This window comes from Thermoleophilum album, from assembly GCF_900108055.1.
Lineage (GTDB): Bacteria > Actinomycetota > Thermoleophilia > Solirubrobacterales > Thermoleophilaceae > Thermoleophilum > Thermoleophilum album.
This window is the reverse complement of the sequence record NZ_FNWJ01000001.1, coordinates 296995-313983: the sequence shown is the minus strand read 5'-3', so window position 1 is coordinate 313983 and position 16989 is coordinate 296995. Positions and strand designations below refer to the sequence as shown.

19 protein-coding genes and 1 pseudogene are annotated in these 16989 nt (G+C 70.4%); 6 read left to right on the top strand and 14 right to left on the bottom strand.

Annotated features, from left to right (window positions below; genetic code table 11):
- Positions 1–54: 54 nt before the first annotated feature.
- From BLW41_RS01435 to BLW41_RS01425, 3 genes are all read right to left on the bottom strand, one after another.
- On the bottom strand, positions 55–777 hold the full coding sequence (locus BLW41_RS01435; protein ID WP_245689033.1) for a CPBP family intramembrane glutamic endopeptidase: 723 nt from the start codon (positions 775–777) through the stop codon (positions 55–57).
- 133 nt (positions 778–910) lie between these two features.
- A complete protein-coding gene (locus BLW41_RS01430; RefSeq protein WP_177169231.1) occupies positions 911–1648 on the bottom strand; it encodes a cytochrome c biogenesis CcdA family protein in 738 nt (245 codons plus the stop codon).
- Complete coding sequence (locus tag BLW41_RS01425; protein WP_143038517.1) at positions 1641–2186, bottom strand: TlpA family protein disulfide reductase; 546 nt, start codon at positions 2184–2186, stop codon at positions 1641–1643. The genes BLW41_RS01430 and BLW41_RS01425 overlap by 8 nt, the downstream gene beginning before the upstream one ends.
- A gap of 102 nt (positions 2187–2288) precedes the next feature.
- Between BLW41_RS01425 and BLW41_RS01420 the strand changes: the two genes are divergently transcribed.
- Positions 2289–2591 (top strand): DUF3817 domain-containing protein, encoded by a 303-nt coding sequence (locus BLW41_RS01420; protein WP_218138181.1) that lies wholly within the window; start codon positions 2289–2291, stop codon positions 2589–2591.
- On the opposite strand, the gene BLW41_RS01415 is transcribed toward BLW41_RS01420, so the two are convergent.
- From BLW41_RS01415 to BLW41_RS01395, 5 genes are all read right to left on the bottom strand, one after another.
- Positions 2540–2791 (bottom strand): hypothetical protein, encoded by a 252-nt coding sequence (locus BLW41_RS01415; RefSeq protein ID WP_143038516.1) that lies wholly within the window; start codon positions 2789–2791, stop codon positions 2540–2542. The genes BLW41_RS01420 and BLW41_RS01415 overlap by 52 nt on opposite strands.
- Positions 2746–2967: a nucleotidyltransferase domain-containing protein gene (locus tag BLW41_RS11415; protein WP_342741416.1), complete on the bottom strand. Its 222-nt coding sequence runs from the start codon at positions 2965–2967 to the stop codon at positions 2746–2748. The genes BLW41_RS01415 and BLW41_RS11415 overlap by 46 nt, the downstream gene beginning before the upstream one ends.
- Before the next feature lie 237 nt (positions 2968–3204).
- A complete protein-coding gene (locus BLW41_RS01405; protein ID WP_177169230.1) occupies positions 3205–3588 on the bottom strand; it encodes a PIN domain-containing protein in 384 nt (127 codons plus the stop codon).
- A complete protein-coding gene (locus tag BLW41_RS11350; RefSeq protein WP_281230979.1) occupies positions 3585–3827 on the bottom strand; it encodes a type II toxin-antitoxin system Phd/YefM family antitoxin in 243 nt (80 codons plus the stop codon). The genes BLW41_RS01405 and BLW41_RS11350 overlap by 4 nt, the downstream gene beginning before the upstream one ends.
- A 46-nt stretch (positions 3828–3873) precedes the next feature.
- Positions 3874–5055: a tyrosine-type recombinase/integrase gene (locus BLW41_RS01395; RefSeq protein ID WP_093115545.1), complete on the bottom strand. Its 1182-nt coding sequence runs from the start codon at positions 5053–5055 to the stop codon at positions 3874–3876.
- A gap of 125 nt (positions 5056–5180) precedes the next feature.
- Between BLW41_RS01395 and BLW41_RS01390 the strand changes: the two genes are divergently transcribed.
- Together BLW41_RS01390 and BLW41_RS01385 are read left to right on the top strand one after the other, a co-directional pair.
- Positions 5181–5942, top strand: coding sequence for a hypothetical protein (locus BLW41_RS01390; protein WP_143038515.1), 762 nt, complete (start codon positions 5181–5183; stop codon positions 5940–5942).
- Positions 5943–6048: 106 nt separating this feature from the next.
- Positions 6049–8214, top strand: a complete 2166-nt coding sequence (locus BLW41_RS01385) for a glucodextranase DOMON-like domain-containing protein (protein ID WP_143038514.1) — start codon at positions 6049–6051, stop codon at positions 8212–8214.
- Here the strand turns inward: BLW41_RS01385 and BLW41_RS01380 are convergent.
- Both BLW41_RS01380 and BLW41_RS01375 read right to left on the bottom strand, forming a co-directional pair.
- Positions 8127–9761: a LuxR family transcriptional regulator gene (locus BLW41_RS01380; RefSeq protein WP_093115539.1), complete on the bottom strand. Its 1635-nt coding sequence runs from the start codon at positions 9759–9761 to the stop codon at positions 8127–8129. The two genes, BLW41_RS01385 and BLW41_RS01380, sit on opposite strands and share 88 nt — an antisense overlap.
- Entirely contained in the window at positions 9695–11023 is a 1329-nt protein-coding gene (locus BLW41_RS01375; RefSeq protein ID WP_093115537.1) for an ATP-binding protein, read from the bottom strand. Before BLW41_RS01375 ends, BLW41_RS01380 begins: the two co-directional genes overlap by 67 nt.
- Positions 11024–11227: 204 nt before the next feature.
- Here BLW41_RS01375 and BLW41_RS01370 point away from each other — a divergent pair, with 204 nt between their 5' ends.
- Complete coding sequence (locus BLW41_RS01370; RefSeq protein ID WP_093115535.1) at positions 11228–12184, top strand: hypothetical protein; 957 nt, start codon at positions 11228–11230, stop codon at positions 12182–12184.
- 70 nt (positions 12185–12254) lie between these two features.
- On the opposite strand, the gene BLW41_RS01365 is transcribed toward BLW41_RS01370, so the two are convergent.
- From BLW41_RS01365 to BLW41_RS01360, 3 genes are read right to left on the bottom strand one after another with little or no spacing between them, the layout of a single operon-like run.
- Positions 12255–13085: a DUF429 domain-containing protein gene (locus BLW41_RS01365; protein ID WP_093115533.1), complete on the bottom strand. Its 831-nt coding sequence runs from the start codon at positions 13083–13085 to the stop codon at positions 12255–12257.
- Positions 13086–13091: 6 nt separating this feature from the next.
- Complete coding sequence (locus BLW41_RS10790; RefSeq protein WP_218138179.1) at positions 13092–13229, bottom strand: hypothetical protein; 138 nt, start codon at positions 13227–13229, stop codon at positions 13092–13094.
- A gap of 57 nt (positions 13230–13286) precedes the next feature.
- Positions 13287–13931, bottom strand: a complete 645-nt coding sequence (locus tag BLW41_RS01360) for a TetR/AcrR family transcriptional regulator (protein WP_093115532.1) — start codon at positions 13929–13931, stop codon at positions 13287–13289.
- A 141-nt stretch (positions 13932–14072) separates the two neighbouring features.
- On the opposite strand from BLW41_RS01360, the gene BLW41_RS01355 reads away from it, so the two are divergent.
- Complete coding sequence (locus BLW41_RS01355; RefSeq protein ID WP_218138178.1) at positions 14073–15683, top strand: DHA2 family efflux MFS transporter permease subunit; 1611 nt, start codon at positions 14073–14075, stop codon at positions 15681–15683.
- A gap of 93 nt (positions 15684–15776) precedes the next feature.
- Here the strand turns inward: BLW41_RS01355 and BLW41_RS01350 are convergent.
- Positions 15777–16381, bottom strand: a pseudogene (locus tag BLW41_RS01350) (ferritin-like domain-containing protein).
- 296 nt (positions 16382–16677) lie between these two features.
- On the opposite strand from BLW41_RS01350, the gene BLW41_RS01345 reads away from it, so the two are divergent.
- Positions 16678–16956: a Sec-independent protein translocase subunit TatA/TatB gene (locus tag BLW41_RS01345; protein ID WP_093115528.1), complete on the top strand. Its 279-nt coding sequence runs from the start codon at positions 16678–16680 to the stop codon at positions 16954–16956.
- Positions 16957–16989: the final 33 nt, after the last annotated feature.

Genomic DNA, 16989 nt, shown 5'->3' with positions numbered 1-16989 from the left:
CTCTCGCGCCGCGCTTCGCGGCGCCGGCCGCTTTCGGTGCGGCGGCCCCGGCGATCATCCGGGCGCCTGCAGGCGGGCCGGTACGAGCGCGCATGCACCGAGCATCAGCGCGCCGATCGCGCCGCCCACGAGCGCCGCTCCTGGCGTTTGCGTGGTCGCCGCGAACGCGACGGCGTTGTTGATCGTGTGCAGCGCGACGGCGGGCCAGAGCGATCCGGTCCGCTCGTAGAGCAGGCAGAACAGCGCGCTGAGCAGCGCGAGCATCGGCAACAGCGCCAGCGTGCGCGGGCCGGTGTAGTGGATGGCGCCGAAGAGCAGCGACACGGCCGTGATCGCTGCCGGCACGCCGAGCCGGTTGCGAAGGGCGCGGTAGAAGAACCCGCGGAAGAACAGCTCCTCGGCGAGCGGGGCCACAGCGACGACGAGAATCGCGCTGGCGACGAGCAGGACCGGGGTCTCGTCCGCCCCCAGCGCGGCCAGCGTGTCCTGCTCGGCCTGCGGGTCCACCAGCGCTGTCCACGCCGCGCTGACCGCGTAGAAGCCGACCAGGGTCAGGGCGACGAGTCCCGCCGCCGGGACCAGGCGCGCCGGCCGCAGCCCGAACGAGGCCGCCGCCACCCGCCCGACCGTGGCGGCGAAGGCCACGGCGACCAGCACCAGCGCCGCGTCCTGGATCAGTGTGGCCAGCAGCGAGGCCACATGATCGGCGCGGTGACCGGGCCCGCCGGCGCTCCGCACCGCGGCGCCGACGAGGCCGCCGACGACGACGGTCAGCATCAACGCGGCGACGAACCCGACGGGTCCGAACCACCACGGCCACGCGGCCGCCGCCGCGCGCGGGTCGTCGGCGGCAGAAGGCGAGGACGCAGGGGCGGGCTCGGGCACGGTGCGCGTGGGCAGGCGGGGGAGATCAGACGGACTGGAAGAAGTTCAGCCCGAAGCGGTCCAGGAACTGCTGGGCCTCGATGTTCAGCCGGAACAGCTCGCCGGTCAGAACGAGGACGCCCATCGCGATCAGCACCGCGCCGGACCCGACTTGGATGGCGGCGTAGTGGCGCTTGAAGAACGCGAAGGCGCGCGTAGCACCGTCGAATGCCACGGCCGAGAGCAGGAAGGGCACGGCGAGCCCTGCTGAGTAGACGGCGAGCAGCAGCGCGCCGCGGCTGGTGCCCTGTGCGGTGGAGGTCAGCCCGAGGATGGCGCCGAGCGTCGGCCCGACGCAGGGCGTCCAGGCGAGCGCGAACGCGGCGCCCGCGACGATCGGCCCGCCGCGACCGGCCCGCTCGATGAGCGCGTGCGGGCGGAGCTCGCGGTTGAGGCGCACGAAGAACACCGACGCGACGAACAGGGCGCCCATCGCGATGATCGCCACCCCCGCGATCTTGTTGAGCGTCGGCTGGTTGTCGAACAGAAACGATCCCGCCGCGGTCGCGGCGAGTCCGAGCAGGATGAACAGCGCCGAGAACGTCGCCACGAACAAGGCGCTGCGGCCTACGACCCGCGGGTCGACCCCGCGGCGGCGAAGCCGCCCCGGCTCGACGCCCGACACGGTCGCCAGGTAGCCCGGCACGAGCGGCAGGCAGCACGGCGACACGAAGGAGACGAAGCCCGCGGCGAACGCAAGCAGGATGCTGGGCGACTCAACCACGACGCGCGTACCGCCTGATGTCCTCGGCCAGCCTGGCCTCGCTGGCGTAGGCGCCCTGATGGACGAACGCGACCCGTCCGCGCGCGTCGTAGAATGCGGTCGTCGGCCATGCCCGGCCGCCGCCGAACGTCCGCGCGATCGTGGCCTTGGGATCCTCGATGTGGGGATACGGCGTCGGGTAGCGCGCGAGGAACTTCCTCGCGTCGGTCGCGCTGTCGTTGCTGTCGACGCCCAGGAACGCGACCCGGCCGCGCAGCTTGAGCGCTTGGCGCTGCAGGAACGGGAACTCGTACCGGCACGGGCCACACCACGACGCCCACTGGTTGACGACCACCGGTCGACCGCGCGCCGCCTTGAGGCGGCGGCGGAACTCCTCCAGCCGGCCGCCCAGCAGCCGGCTTGCGTCCGGGTCGGTCTCGCGCAGCTTCGCCAGCGAAGCCGCGCCGGCACGCACCGCGCTGGGCTGTTCGCGCTCACCGCAGGCGGCGAACACGGCAGCCACGGCGAAAAGACAGATCGACGAGCGCGGGGTGGGCATCACAGGACGACCAAGATGCTACGTCGAAGCGGGTTGCAGCGGCCGCGTGGGCGCCCGGCGACACGGGATCCCGCGACGCCGTGGACGCTAGAGTCGCTGCCCGTGACCTCATCGCTGGAGCGCACCTTCCGCATCACCGCCCTGGCGGAGGCGACGAGCTTCCTCGCCCTGTTGGTGGCGACCTACGTCAAGTACGGCCACGACGAGCCCGTCGGTGTGCAGATCCTCGGTCCGCTGCACGGGCTGCTGTTCATCGCCTACGTCCTGCTGGCGTTCAACCTCGCGTCGCGCGCCGGCTGGGCGACTCGGACGACCGGCCTGGTGCTCGTCGGTGCGGTGTTGCCCTTCGGCGGCTACGTCGTCGACCGCTGGCTGGCACGACGCCCGCTCGGCGCCACCGGCTGATCGGGCCACGGCTCGAGGTCGGGCATCGCGCGCGCGAGCGGCATCTCGCTCGCCTTCGCGGCGCGCCGGCGCCACGTCGCCTCGCGCGCCTTGAGCTGCGCCCAGCGGCCGTCGCGGTCGACGAGCAGGCGCCCCTGTTCGAGGGCGTGGGCCATCACGGACGGCGCCTGCTCTGCGTCCTGCAGGCGCACGATCTGCACGTCACGGGCAAGCCGGCGTTCCAGGCGTCCGTCAGGGCCGCCACCCGCGCGGCCGCGGGGTCGGTCAAGGCGACGAGAAGGTCGACGTCGGAGCGCTCGGTCGCTCGGCCCGTGGCTTGCGAGCCGAAGAGCACGGCGAGCCTCACGTTCGGCTCGGTTCGCAGCGCGTCGCGCAGCGCGCGCAGCAGCGGCCAGTGCCGGCGCAGGTAGGTCCTCTTCGCGAGCGCCGCGCGCTTGTGCGCCTGCCGCGCACGAGACCTTCGGCGGCGGCGCGGCGCAGGGTGCGCTCCGGCACGTCGAGGTGGCGGGCGAGCGTGCGCAGGGAGTCAGCAGGCATCGTCGGGCTGGGTGAGATTGGCGTGCGCCGTGCGGCCGATCGTCGACGATCGTATGGCCGATCGCGCGCTCGCTGCTCAGACGCGAACGACGTCGACGGCCAGCGCATCGAAGTCGTCGTCCTGCGTGTAGACGGGCACGTCGTGCGCTCGCGCGGTCGCGGCGATCCAGGCGTCCTGGACCTTCGCGCGTCGCCCTGCGCGTCGCGCCGCGGCGACGAGCGCGGCGAACGCCGACGCGACGTCGCCGTCGACGGGCAGCGCGACGTAGGTGGTCTGCACGGCACGCAGGGTGCGGATCCGGCCGGCGCGCACGCTTTCATCTGCGGCCATGTGGACTCCGAGCTCGAGCTCGGCCAGTGTGACGACGGAGATCGCCGCCTCGTCGGGCAGTCGCTCGGCGGCCAGCGCGCGGCCCTGTTCGCCGGCGATGAACACCGACGTGTCGAGCAGGCCCCTCACAGCTCGGCGACGGTGTCCGGCAGAGCCTCGGCGAGCTCGTCGCGCAGCGCCGGGTCGGCCTGCACGAGCGCGTCGATCGCGCGCCGGCGCGGCACCCACACCGTGCGCGAGGCGAGCGGGACCAGCTCGGCCACCGGTCGCCGGTCGACCGTGACGCGCAGCCGCTCGCCCGACTCGACGCGGCGAAGCACCTCGGCGGTCCGGTTGCGCAGCTCACGGACGGAGACCTCGTCCGACACGAGCGCACTGTAGCACATGAGCTACAAGCGACGGTGAACCGCCGCGCTACGCCGGCGCCGCCTTCTTCGCGGCCTTGCGCTTCTTGGCGCGGAACGCCGCCGAGAGCAGCCGCGCGTCGCCGGCGCGGCTGCGGTGGTGCATGTACTTCATCGTCGTGTCGATGTCGGCGTGGCCCATCCACGCCTGGACCTGGACGATGGTGGCCTGGTTGATGGCGATCGAGCCGAAGGTGTGGCGCAGGTCGTGGAAGCGCAGCGGCCGCAGCTCGGCGCGCTCGAGGGCCTTCTTGTAGCGGCGCCGCAGCGCGGAGCCGTCGAGGTACTCGCCGCGCTCGCCGGGGAACACGAGGTCGGCGCGATCGTGCGGAACGCGCCGCCGCTGGCCGTCCAGTTCGTCGCGCACCTGCTCGGCCATCGGCACCGTGCGCGTGAGGCCCGACTTCGGCGCGGTCAGCGTGCCGAGCGAGTAGGAGCCGTAGACGTGCAGGGCCTCGGTGTCGAAGTCCACGTCGCCCCAGCGCAGCGCGATCAGCTCGCCCATCCGCAGCCCGGTGAACGCCGCGGTCAGGAAGACCGCGCGGTCCTGCGGCGACGCGGCGGCGTCGGCGAGCGCCTGCACCTCGTCGGGCGAGAAGAAGTCGTACTGGTTGGGGTCGTAGCGCTCGCGCAGCTTGGCCACCTCGCGCGCGGGGTTCTTGACCAGCCCGTGGGTCTTGGTCGCGCGCTCGAGGATCGCGCCGAGGACGACCAGGCACTTGTTGGCGGTGCGCCGGCTCACGCCGCGTTCGTCGACGAGTTCGTCGCGCCACTGCTCGATGTCGCTCGCCGTGATCCTTTCGATCCGCTTGGGCCCAAACGATGGCAGCAGGTGCGCGTTGACGACCGAGCGGTTGTCGGAGAGCGTCGAGGGCTTCCAGTCGCGGTCGCGGATGCCCCAGGCCAGCCACTCCTCGGCGGCGAGCTGGAAGGTCACGCCCGTCCGGACCTGCTCGACAGCGCCGCGGCGCGCGTCGGCGAGGATCAGGCCCAGCGCCGCCTTGGCGTCCTTCTCGCGCAGGTAGCCGGGAGGCGGCGGGCCCTTCTGGTCCCAGTCGAGGCCCAGGCGGCGCTCGAACTGGGCGCCCTGGGCGTCGCGCCACTTGGCGTACCAGGTGCTGCGGCGCTTGCCGCGACGCAGCTTGACGTGGCCGGAGACCGAGCGGGCGAAGGTCGGGTCGAGGGTCGGCATGACCGCAAACGCTAGCGCGTCGGGCGGACGGTTTTTTCTCCCGGATTTTCTCCCCGAACAGCCTGACCCAACTCGACCGAACTCGAAGAAGACCCGCAAACAAGCTGATTCTCTGCCGACCTATATTGGAGTGGAGAGGTCTCCCCGACCCGGGGCCGACCGCCGACGCCGTGCGCCTGATCCTGGGCCCCGAGGCGCGCGACACGATGCCGCTGGTGCCCGGCATCTACGGCGCCGTCAACTACCACTTCTACCCCGCCTTCTCCGACCGCTGCCCGTACGAGCCACAGGTGCCCGCCGACACGCTCGACCCGCAGTGGCTCGACCGCCAACTGGAGAACCTCGACTACATGACCGCGCTGCGGGATCGCTACAACCCGGGCGCGCCGATCTGGCTCGGTGAAACCGGATCGGCCGCTTGCGGCGGCCAAGTCGGCTACTCCGACCGCCACGCCGCGACCTTCTTCTTCCTCAACCAGCTCGGACAGCTCGCTCGCCGCGGCGTCAGGGTTCTGGTCCGCCAAGCGCTCGAGGGCGGCACTTACGGGCTACTCGAGCAAGGCACCTTGCGGCCTAATCCGGACTACTGGGCGGCGCTGCTCTGGCGCCGCTTAATGGGGACCGAGCAGCTCGCGCCAGCTGCCGCCGGGGGCGCGCCCGATTTGCGGTTGTTCGCGAGCTGCACGCCGGATCGCGCGGGCAGCGTCACGCTCTCGCGCTCAACCTCTCGCGCACCGAGCGGCGCGTGGTGCGTCTGCGCGGCCGGGGCGCGCGGCGGGCACAGCTGTACCTGGTCACCGCTCCCAACCTCCAGTCGCGTAGCGTGCTGCTCAACGGTCGCGAATTGGCGGCACCCGACGGTGTGGTGCCAGTGCTGCGACCGGTAGCGGTGCGCCGCGCGGCGGTTTCGCTGCCGCCGGCGTCCTACGCCTTCATCGTCCAACCTGCGAAAGCCGCAGCGTGCGCGGCGGCGCCCGGCCGGTGAGGGAGCGCATGAACGGCCGCCGTAGGACGTTTAGTGCGTTTTTGCGGTTGGTGCCGCTGGTCGGCGCGGTGGCGGGGCTGTTGGGTGCAGCGGTCGCCGAGGCCGCACCGAGTGGTTTACCACGCACCGCCGGCCCCGACCTCTTGCGCTGGCCCCCGGCGGTCGCGCCCCAGCTCACAAACACCGGCATCTGGCGGGCGCCGCCGATCCTCGTCTCGGGATCTTCGGCTTACCGCGACGGCGAGTACCTGTACCAGGACTATCTGTTCGATGACAACGGTGCCAAGGGCCAGTTCCGTGATTACTCGGAACCCCAACCGACCCAAACCGCGCCTCCCCAGGGCACCTACACGTACCCCTCGGCACCGCAGTACCGGCGAAACGTTGCCGACTTAGTGGAGGTTCGCGTCAAGCCCTTGGCGGAAGCGGTGGCCTTCCGCGTGACGCTGAACACGATGACCGACCCCGCACTGGTCGGCGTGACGTTGGCGCTCGGTCGGCCAGGTAGCGCAACGCGGCCCTACCCGCTGGGTGCCAACGCGAGCGGCCCGGCCGATGTGTTCGTAACCGTCAACGGGTCGACCGCGTACCTCACCGACGCGGCGGGGCGGACCACCCGCACAAGCGCGATCAGCTCTTCGGTCGACAGCGCCCGCAGTCAGCTCGAAGTTCGTGTACCGCGAAGCGTGTGGGACCCGGGCGCCGGCAGGGGGCTGGTGGCAGTTGGAGTGGGCCTCTGGGACCGTCGAGCGCAGCGCTACCTGGTGCCGCAAGCGGTACGTGACGCCGAGCATCCGGATGGGGCGGCAGGCTTGGCGCAGCCGACCGCCTTCTTCAACGTCGCGTTCCGCCGCGAGCCCGCCACGTGCTGTTCGAGCACCGCCTGGCGCGACCAGCTGCAGGCGGCGGAACTTGCCAAGGGCAACATGACGCCCTTCACGCGCGAGATCGATTTCGGGAAGCTCGAGCGGCGGGTCAACGACGAGTCGGACGTGCAGCGCTACGGCTCGCTCAACCGCATCTTCGCCAGTCACTTCACCACCGGGGCGGGCCAGGGTGTCGACCTCTCGGTCAACTGCGACAACATCCCGCGCGACTGTCCGGGCCAGTACCAAGGGCAACTACAGCCCTACAACCTCTACGTGCCGAAGGCTTCTTCAGGCCCCTACGGGCTCGTGCTCCTGCTGCACGCCCACTCTGCCAACCACAATCAGTTCTCCGAGTCGCGTACGCAGGCCCAGCTTGCGCAACGCAGCGGCACGACCTCGGTCGTGCTCACGCCGCTCGCTCGGGGACCGGACGGCGCCTACCGCGACGCGGCTTTGGCTGACGTGTTCGAGGCTTGGGCCGACGTCGCCCGCCACTACCAGCTCGACCCGTCGCTCACGGTCGTCGCCGGCTACTCGATGGGCGCGGGCGGCACCTACCAGCTCGCGCAGCAGTTCCCGGATCTCTTCGCGGGAGCGTTTGTCGAGGTCGGTGCGAACCTGCAGCCCGGGCGTGCCGCATCGTTGCGGTGGGTGCCGGTGATCCAGTGGAACGCGGTCGTCGACGAGTTCGTAAGGCCCGACTACTACCTCACCGATGCGCGCACTATGTTCGGTCTCGGTTACCGCTACGAGCTCGACCTGTTTCCGATCGCCGAGCACCTGACGCTCGCGATCAACGATTCGGTGACCCCCGCCGCCGACTACCTTGGTGCGCGGCGGGTGGTCAGCGATCCGCCACCCTCGGGCGTGCAGGCCGGCGCCGGCGTCCTGACCGGGGGAGCGATCCCAGCGCTTCCCTACACCCGCCAGTTCCAGACTTGGGGCGAAGCGCCGCGCTTCGTGCCTCGCGACCGACTCGATTTGAAGCTGCGGAACATCGCCTCTTTAGCGATCGATTTAGCCCGCGCTCGGCTCTCCTGCAAGGCCCGAGTGCGGGTCGACTCCGATGGACCGGCCGTGATCGCATTTGTCGGTCGAAGGTGCGGGAGCGGCGAGTCACGGACCGTATCGGTGCCGGCTGGTCCGAGCGTTGTGACCCCCATGTCAGGTAGCGCAGGTTCAGTCAAGCGCCGCGCGAAGCCGCGTTCGCGCGGCAATCACAGATCGCGGCGCTCGAGCTCAAACAGATCGCGGCGCTCGCGGTCGGTGCGGCGCGACCACGGCTCGATTCGTTCGAGCGCCTGAGCGAGCTCGCCGCGCTGCCGGATACCGAGCTTGCGGTAAGCGTTGGTGAGGTGGTATTCGACCGTCTTCACGGTCACGATCAGCTGGTCGGCGATCTCGCGGTTGGTGCGTCCGGCGGCGGCGAGCCGGGCGACGCGGAGCTCCCGTTCGGTGAGGCTGTCGGAGGCTGCCGCCTCGGGCGGCAGGCGTGCGCCGATTGTTGCCAAACGCGCGCGCGTGGCTTCGAGCAGCCGCCGTGAGCGGCAGCGGCGGGCGCGCGCCGCTGCCGACCTCAGTCGCGCGCGAGCATCGGCGGTGTAGCCTCGTGCAGCGAGCGCGCTGCCGAGCTGGAGCTCGGTTTTGGCAAGCTCCAGCTCGGCACCGGCCCGCGCGAGTAGTTCCGTCGCCTCTTCCATTTTTTGACAGGCGCTCGGGCCATGGGGGTCGCGGTCGAGCTGCGCTGCCACACGCAGCGCGATCCCTCGGCAGCGCGGCAGCTCGGCGTGCTCGGCGCGTGCCAAATCCTCCGCGATCAGCTCGTTCGCGACGCGGTCCCTCGCCAGCGCCGCCTCGGCGAGCGCTCGGTACGGTCGCCACTGAATCGCACCGGGGGACGGGGCGCGCCAGGCTTCGAGATGCTCGCCGGTGGTGGCAAGCTGGTCGGCGGCACGTCGCGCGTCGCCGCGGGCGAGCGCTAGGCGACCAAGCTCGAAGCGAGCGGCTGCCGGCGCCCAGCCGTCGTCGGGATCGACCTCGGCGAGTCTCGCCGTGAGCAGGGTCTCGGCACGGTCGAGCTCGTTCGCTTCGAGGAGTGCTGCCGCGATCACTTCTACCGGCACCCACTGTCGTGCCCCCCAGCCGCCCTCCACAGCGCGAGTGCGGACCTCCCGCGCGAGTATCCCCGCCGTCGCGCTGAACCCACGCCGGTGGGCGACGACGGCGCCGAGCCCGGTCGCCAACAGCTCGGTCATCTCCGCACCGGTGCGCGACGCCGCGTCCGTGATCCGTCGCAGTGCTAGTGCGGCCGCGTCCAGGCGGTCGGCGAAGATCAGCGCCGACGCCGCGAGGTAGCCAAGCGATAGTTCTCCGATCAGTTCCCGGGCACCGCAGGCCAGGGCACGCTCGGCGAGGGCCGCGACGCTGCGCGAGCTCTCGCCGCTGAGTGCTCGGTCACAGGAGATCACGGCCAGCGCCCAGCGGCCGGCCAGCGTTCGTGTTCCCGGACGTCGCCGCGCGAGCTCGACAATCAGCGCTCGACCCTCGTCGACCGTCGATAGGCAGGCGCGCGCGAGCGCAGCCATCTCGGTGCGCGCTTCGAGATCGAGCTCGGGGTCGATCTCTGCAAAGCGGGCGAGCGTCTCACGGAGTGGTGCCGCGGGATCGCGCGACCCGGCCATTGCCAAAGTGCGCCCAAGGGCTCGAGCAGCGGACACTGCGACCGCGGGCTCGCGTGCGCGAGCGGCGCTTCGGAAGCGCTCGATCGAGCTAGCGCGGCCGACTGCTAGTTCCGAGCGCCCGAGTAGCAGCAGGAGCTCGCAGCGCAGCGAATCGTCGTCGACTTCCGCCAACGCGCGCTCGAAGAACGCTGCGGCGCGCGCGGCTGCCCCCGTTCGAGTGCCGCACTACCGGCGCGGAGCAGCGTCTCCAGTGCGTGCGGGTCGCTGCGCGGTGCGACGTGCAGGAGCCGCGCCGCGACCTCGGTGTCGCTCGCGCCACGCAGCCTCAAAGCCTTGGCGGCGAGCGCGTGCAACTGCTCGCGTCGCGCGCTGCCGAGCGAGCGCAAGACAACGCTGCGCACGAGGGGGTAGGCGAAGCGCAGGTGCGCCCCGTCGGCGCGCGCCAGTCCAGCCGTCTGGAGCTCGTCGAGCGCGGCCCGCAGCTGCTGTTGCGGGATGCCCGCGACTTCGCATAAGAGCTCGAGCGACGGCGTCCCAGGCAGGCTGGCGGCCGCTTCGCAGACCCTGTGGGCGGTCGTCGAGAGCAGTTCCAGACGGCGCTCTAAAAAGCGCGCGATGCTCGCTGGGCAGGCTTGCTCGAGGTAACGAACCGCTCGCGCTCCCGGCCTCATACCCGCCGTCTCGAGGCTTGCGATGAGCTCCCGCACAAACAGCGGGTTGCCGCCGCTACGCGCGTGCAGCGCGGAAGCAAAGCCGCCCGGCGGCGTTTCGTGGAAAGCCGCTCGAAGCACCTGCTCCACGCCCTCTGCGCTGAGGGCGTCGAGGCGCAGACACTGGCACGAGCTTTCGAGGTCGCGGCTTTCCGGAGCCAGCGTGTGCGGCCAGTGTTCGGGTTCGAACGAGGCGACGATCAAGAGCACCCCGAGACGTTCGCAGCGGCGCGCGAGGTAGGCGACGAAACGCAGCGAGTCCGGGTCCGCCCAGTGGAGGTCGTCAACCAGGAGCGCAAGTGGGCGCTCGCGGGCGATCGTCGCGAATAGCGAAGTCAGCCCATAGAGCGCAGCGTGAGCCGGCTCCGGCGTGGTCGCCGCCGGATCCGGCCGCACGATCGGCGCGGCGAGCTTGCCGCCGGGAGCGGTCAACGCGCGTTCGAAGGCCCGATCGTGCGCTAGCGCCAGCGGCGCGAGCGCCTGACGCGCGATCTCGAACGGAAAGCCCGTCTCGGTTTCCGCGCCGGTGGCGACCAGCGCTTGCGCGCCGTTTTTCCGAGCGAGCCGCTCACCTTCCCGCATAAGCGAGGTCTTGCCGATGCCGGGCGGGCCCTGCAGCCAGACAGCCCCGCCTCGGCGCTCGCCGACCAGCCGCCCGAGTGCAGCCTCGATCGCCGCGAGCTCCCGCTCGCGTTCGACGAGCGTTTCGGTGGCCGTTGCCACGGGCTCTCCGGTCGCTTGTTGGAGGGGTGCAGGGCCGGCACTAAGCCTCCCGCCGGTGACATTAAACGAGACGGTCGCAGTGCTGGGGTCAAGACTGGGGTGCCCTGGGGTTGTTGGTGTCGGGTTTTGCCCTTAGTGAGTGAGGCGTCGGGGCCCGCCAACCCGCGCGCGGGCCGAGCGCTTAGGAAAGGAGCAAAGGAAGGGATGGGTTCCGTCATTGGCCGGTTGGCGGCTCACGCGCGGTCGAACGTGGTCGCCTACCTCGCGCTATTTCTTGCCCTCACTTCGGGGGCGGTGGCGGCGACGCGGATCACCGGCAAGCAGATCGTCGATAACTCGATCACCAGCGCCGACATTCGTAACGGCACGATCCGTGGGCGCGACGTTGCCCGCAATACGCTCACCGGCCGCGAGATCGCGGAGAGCAAGCTCGGTCGCGTGCCCGACGCGGGCCGCTTGGCGGGCCGCACGCTTGCGCAGGTGCGCTCGGGGATCGACGCGGCGACTTTGGGTGGCCAGACGCTTGCGCAGGTGCGCTCGGGGATCGACGCGGCGACTTTGGGTGGCCAGACGCTTGCGCAGGTGCGCTCGGGGATCGACGCGGCGACTTTGGGTGGCCAGACGCTTGCGCAGGTGCGCTCAGGGATCGACGCGGCGACGCTGGGTGGCCTGGGTGCTGGCGACTTCGCGCGCCAGCGCTCCGCGTTCAAAAGCGACGAAGTGACCTTCGGAGGGACCGCTTTCGTCGCCAAGGACGGGCCCAGCGTCACCATCGATGTGCCAGCGTCAGGTCTCGTCGCCGTTTTCGCAAGCGCCGAACTGAGACCATCGGCGACCTCCTTTAACAACTTCGCCGCGATTGGGTTGTTCATCGACGGCAATCTCGCGCCACCACCGCTACCCGACTGCGGTGGTGGCGGCGGCGGACTCATGCGAACTCAGTTCAACAACTCCAACACCTACGAGCTGTTCTTCACTGGTCCGCTGAGCGGGAACGCGGACTGCGCGGGCACAACCGACCAGTTCCAGGCGAGGCCCGTGATTTTGAGGGTCTCGCCAGGCCAGCACACCTTCGAGCTGCGATACGTAACGGGTAATACCAACGTCAACTTCACGACTTCGGCCCGCAACCGGCTGCTGGTGGTTACGCCACTCGGCTGAGCGAGCGAAGGGCGGTTGACGGTGCCGGGGGTGGTGGGGGCGTTCCACCACCCCCGGCCTTTTTCCGCGCTCACACCGCGATGCGCATCGGGACGCCGCAGGCGTCGCACGCGCCACCCAGGGTCTCCTGCTCGCCGCGGGTTATCCGCAGCGCGGTGAAGAGCGCGGCGTACGCGTCGAGGCAGTCGGCGAGCGCCGGCTTTGGTGCGGGGCGAGCGCTCTTACCGGAGCGGTGTGCCGCCGGCCGCCTCGGCGCTCGCCGACCCCGCTCGGTGAGACCCACGATTCGCTCCTCGGCATCTGGGAACTCCGCCCTCACGAGCCGCAGCCGCAGCAGCGCACCGGCGGCTGTGGCCTTCGCGGGGAGCGGCCCTGCCATCCCCTGGCGCGCGGCCAGTAGCAAGAAGCTGAGCTCAGGATGACACTCCCAAAGCCACCGCCAGGGTTGCGCGCCGGTGGCTTGCAGGGTCCGCACGGACTCGTCGACCTCTCGCACCTTCGCGATCAATGCCGCTGCCTGAGCGCTAAGCCCGGGCTCGCGAGACCCCGCGCGCCGGCGCGCAGCTACCGCCCGCCGCAAGGCGGCGTAGTCGTGGGCGTACGCGAGCATCCAACGTGCGGGTGGCGGGAAGACGCTCGCGGCGGACGCTCCCGCCGCGCGCAGGCGGGCACGCGCCACCCGGTCGGCCACACGCAGCTCGGCGCGCTCGGGCAACCCCACCGGCAGGTCGAGCGCCAGCGGCGCGGCGGCCGCCGCCGCCCGCTCTCTGTGCCAGGTCGCGAGCTCGGCGAACGACGAAGCCGTCACAAGCTCCGTCCGAGAGGGCGAATCGGCGCTGGCAGCGGCAGCGACCCAACCTCCCGGCGCGCCATCCACGCCGGTCGCCAGCACGCTAGCCACGGCCGGTCAAGCGCCGCTCCGTTGCTCCTCCTCGGCGAGCGCAGCGAGCCGCGCCAACGCCGAGCGCACGAGCGGCGCGTAGAGCACCCGCACCAGCGGCGCCAGCGCCGACGCCCGGACCTCCTTACTGAAGCTCAGGCGCATCCTGCCGGGTGTACGCGGCACGCGGTGATCGCGACGAGCCGCGCCGCGACCTTGCGTTCAACGCCGGTGCCAGCGTGCCATCGCGCGCTCGAAGCGCTCGTCGTCGAGCGGCGGATGGGGGAGCGGGTCTGCACCTGTTCTCCCGGGTTCGAGACCGCCCAGCAAGATCGGCACGTAGCGTCGCCACAGCTGCGCATCCTCGGCGCGTGCGAAGTCGGCAACAGCGCCGAGCATCAGGTGCAACATGAAGAGGTCGGTCGGTTCGAGATCCGACCGCACCGCTCCAGCCTGCTGCGCGCGCGTAACGATCGCGCGGAGGAGCGGCGCAAGGCGCTCGCGCGCAGCGGCGATGCGCTCCCCGCCACGGCTCGCACACAACAACACCTCTTTGAGCGCCCGGTCGCGCGCCTGCATTTCGAACCCTTCGACGACGAACGTGACGATGCCCTGCCAGGGGTCGTCCTCGGCCAGCGCCTTCTCGGCCAGCGCCGCCATCTCGCCGATGCGCTGATCGAGGATCGCGTCGATCAGCTGTTCCTTGCCCCCGAAGTGGCGGTAAACGGTGCCCACTCCGACGCCGGCGCGGCGTGCGATCTCCTCGACCGGCACGTCGAGTCCCTGCTCGGCGAAAGCCTTCGCCGCGGCCTCGATCAACGCCTCGCGGTTGCGGGCGGCGTCGGCACGGAGCGTGATCTTGGTCACGCGACGAAGGTTACAAACCGGAATTAAGGATTCCAATCGGAAGGAATAATTCCGCTTTTGCTAACCTCGCCGGCGTTCCGTCACTCCCTTGCCGTCACCCCGCGAGCAGTCGGTCGGAGGCGGAGCGGAAAGGAGGTCGAGTTGAGCGAGCTTTCGGTGAACGGGTACGGCGGCGCGCCGCCCGTCACGGACGTCGGCGGCGAACCACGCCACGCGGAGCGTGGCGACGGCTGGCACGACAAGCCCGACCACGTCGACCGCCGCTTGCTGGCGCTCGCCTCGGTGGTCGTGGTGGGCGCATTCATGTCGATCCTCGACACGACGATCGTCAACGTCGCGATCCGCACGCTTGCCGAGGAGTTCTCGTCGCCGCTGACGACGATCCAGTGGGTAGCCACCGCCTACACGCTGGCGCTGGCGACGGTGATCCCAATCAGCGGCTGGGCGTCCGAGCGCTTCGGCACCAAGCGGCTCTACGTCGGTTCGGTCGCTCTGTTCGCGCTCGGTTCGGCGCTCTGCGGCCTCGCCTGGTCGGACACGTCGCTGATCGCGTTCCGGATTCTGCAGGGCCTTGGCGGCGGTCTCATCATGCCTGTCGGCATGACGATCCTCACCCGCGCGGCCGGTCCGCACCGCCTCGGCCGGGTGATGAGCATCGTCGGCGTGCCGATGCTGATCGCGCCGATCGTCGGCCCGATACTCGGGGGCTGGCTTGTCGACCACGCCTCTTGGCACTGGATCTTCCTGATCAACGTGCCGGTCGGGATCGTCGCCGTGGCGATGGCGTTGGCGATCCTGCCCACCGATCGTCCGCAACCGCTACATCGGCTCGACCTGCCTGGACTGCTCGTGCTCTCGCCCGGCCTCGCCCTCATCATTTACGGCCTCGCCGAGTCCGGCAGTCAGGGCGGCTTCGGCCACGCCAAGGTGCTCGTGCCGCTCGCGATCGGCTTGGCGCTGCTCGCCTACTTCGTTCGCCACGGCCTGCGCGCGAGCGATCCGCTCGTCGACCTCCGCCTCTACAAGAACCGTGCCTTCAGCGCGGCGACCGCGACGCTGTTCGCCTTTGTGATCGCGGTCTTCGGCGGGTTCTTCCTCGTGCCGTTGTACCTGCAAGCGGTGCGCGGCGAGGACGCCTTCCACACCGGCTTGCTGCTAATCCCGCAGGGTGTGGGCGCCATGTTGGCGATGCCGCTCGCCGGTCAACTAGCCGACCGGATCGCGACGCGCAAGCTGGTCTTCGCCGGAACTCCGCTCGTCTTCACGGCGTTCGCGGTCTTTACCCAGCTCGCGGCCGACACTCCGTACGCCCTGGTATGCGGGGCGCTGTTCGTGATGGGACTGGGCATGGGTCTCTCGATGATGCCGCTCTTCACCGGCGCAATGCAGACCCTCCAAAAGCGCTCGGTGGCCCGCGCCAGCACCCAGCTCAACATCACCCAGCAAGTCGCGGCCTCCTTCGGCACCGCCCTACTGTCGGTGGCGCTTGCCAACGCGATTCGCGAGCGCCTTGGACCGGCCGCCGCCGGCGGTCGCATCGGCGGCGAAGGCGCTGCCCAGATCCCGCCGGAAATGCGCGAGCGGGTGGCCGCACTGCTCGCCGACGCCTTCGGCTCGGCCTTCACTTGGTCGCTCGCGCTGGTCGTGGTTGCGTTCCTGGTCGCCTGGCTTTTGCCGCGGCGGCGCCCAACGGTCAGCGATGCGCAAACCGCAGACGAACGCAGGCCGGCCGAGCCACTCGTGGTCCCTTAACGCGAACCGCCCGCCGCGCTTGCGCGCGGCGGGCGGCCCACACGCTGGGGGAAACGCGACTCTTGCGAGCGGTAAGCCCCGTAGCTCTTGCTGCTAGCCCTTGATGAAGGGCTTCGCCTGCTTGAGGGTCTCCTCCTTCGTCAGGGTCTTGTCGAAGGCCCCGTTCGGGGTCGGGTTCTGACCGCGCAGAGCACGGATCGCCGCCGCGTGACGGGCCTCGATCTGGACGATTCCACCCGCTGCAGCGAGCACCTCCTTCGACTTGATCGAGGGTGCCGCCCCGTTGTACGCGCCGACGCCAACCTCCTCGAGCGCCTGCGCCAACTCGAGGAAGCTCGCCTGATCCCGCATTGGGAACTGGAACTGCGGCTTGCGTACGGGCTGCCGCCGAGCTGGCGGATCGTCTGGCGCAGCGCGTCGACGTGCTGTGCCTCGTGCTCCCCGAACCGCTTGAGCAGGTCGGCGGTCTTGCCCGAAAAGAGACCCGCGTCGTTGACCTTGCGGTAGAAGTCGGTCTCCAGGTACTCCAGCGTCAACGCGTAGTTGAGGATGTCGAGATCCCCGCGCGATGCCGTCCCCCCGCCGGCGGTCGTCTTTTCCTCCTCCTCCTCCTCCTCCTCCTCCTCCTCCTCCTCCTCCTTGCCGCCGCACGCGGCGAGCAGGACCGTGAGCGCGGCTGCGGCGCCGGGCCCGGCCATGCGCATGAAGCGCTTACGCGACACCGGATCGCGTGCGAGCTCCGCGAGCGCGCTATCCGGGTCAGGGGTGATCGGGTTCGCCTGACTCACAAGCTACCTCCTTGGGTTGCGTCGAGAACTTCCTCCCGCTACCGCCTACGTCGGCCGGTTACAAGCGGATCAGTGGGCCGGTCGCTTTTCGGCTCGCGACCTGCCAAGCTCTGATCCGAACGGGTGCGCCGCGCGCAAGCAAAGGCGAAGGGCGCAGATGCGCTAGGTGCGCATCGCAGCCAACCAGCAGTCAGGGGGGTCGAAACATGCCAAACATCGGACCGATGGAACTCATCGTGGTCTTGATCATCGCTTTGCTCGTGCTCGGGCCGCGCAAGCTGCCGGAGGTCGGGCGCTCGGTTGGACGCGGGATCCGCGAGTTCCGCCAGTCGCTGCGCTCCGACACGCACGACGGCGAGGCCGTCGAGCTGGAAGAGGAGCTGGCGACGGCCAGGGAGATCCACACGCCACCTACCGCCAACACTGAAAAGGTGGCGAGAACCACGGCCAGCAGCTCCGAGCGGGGAGCCGCGGGCGCTGCCTGAGCCGCTACCGCAGTAGCCGGCCAGCTAAGTCCA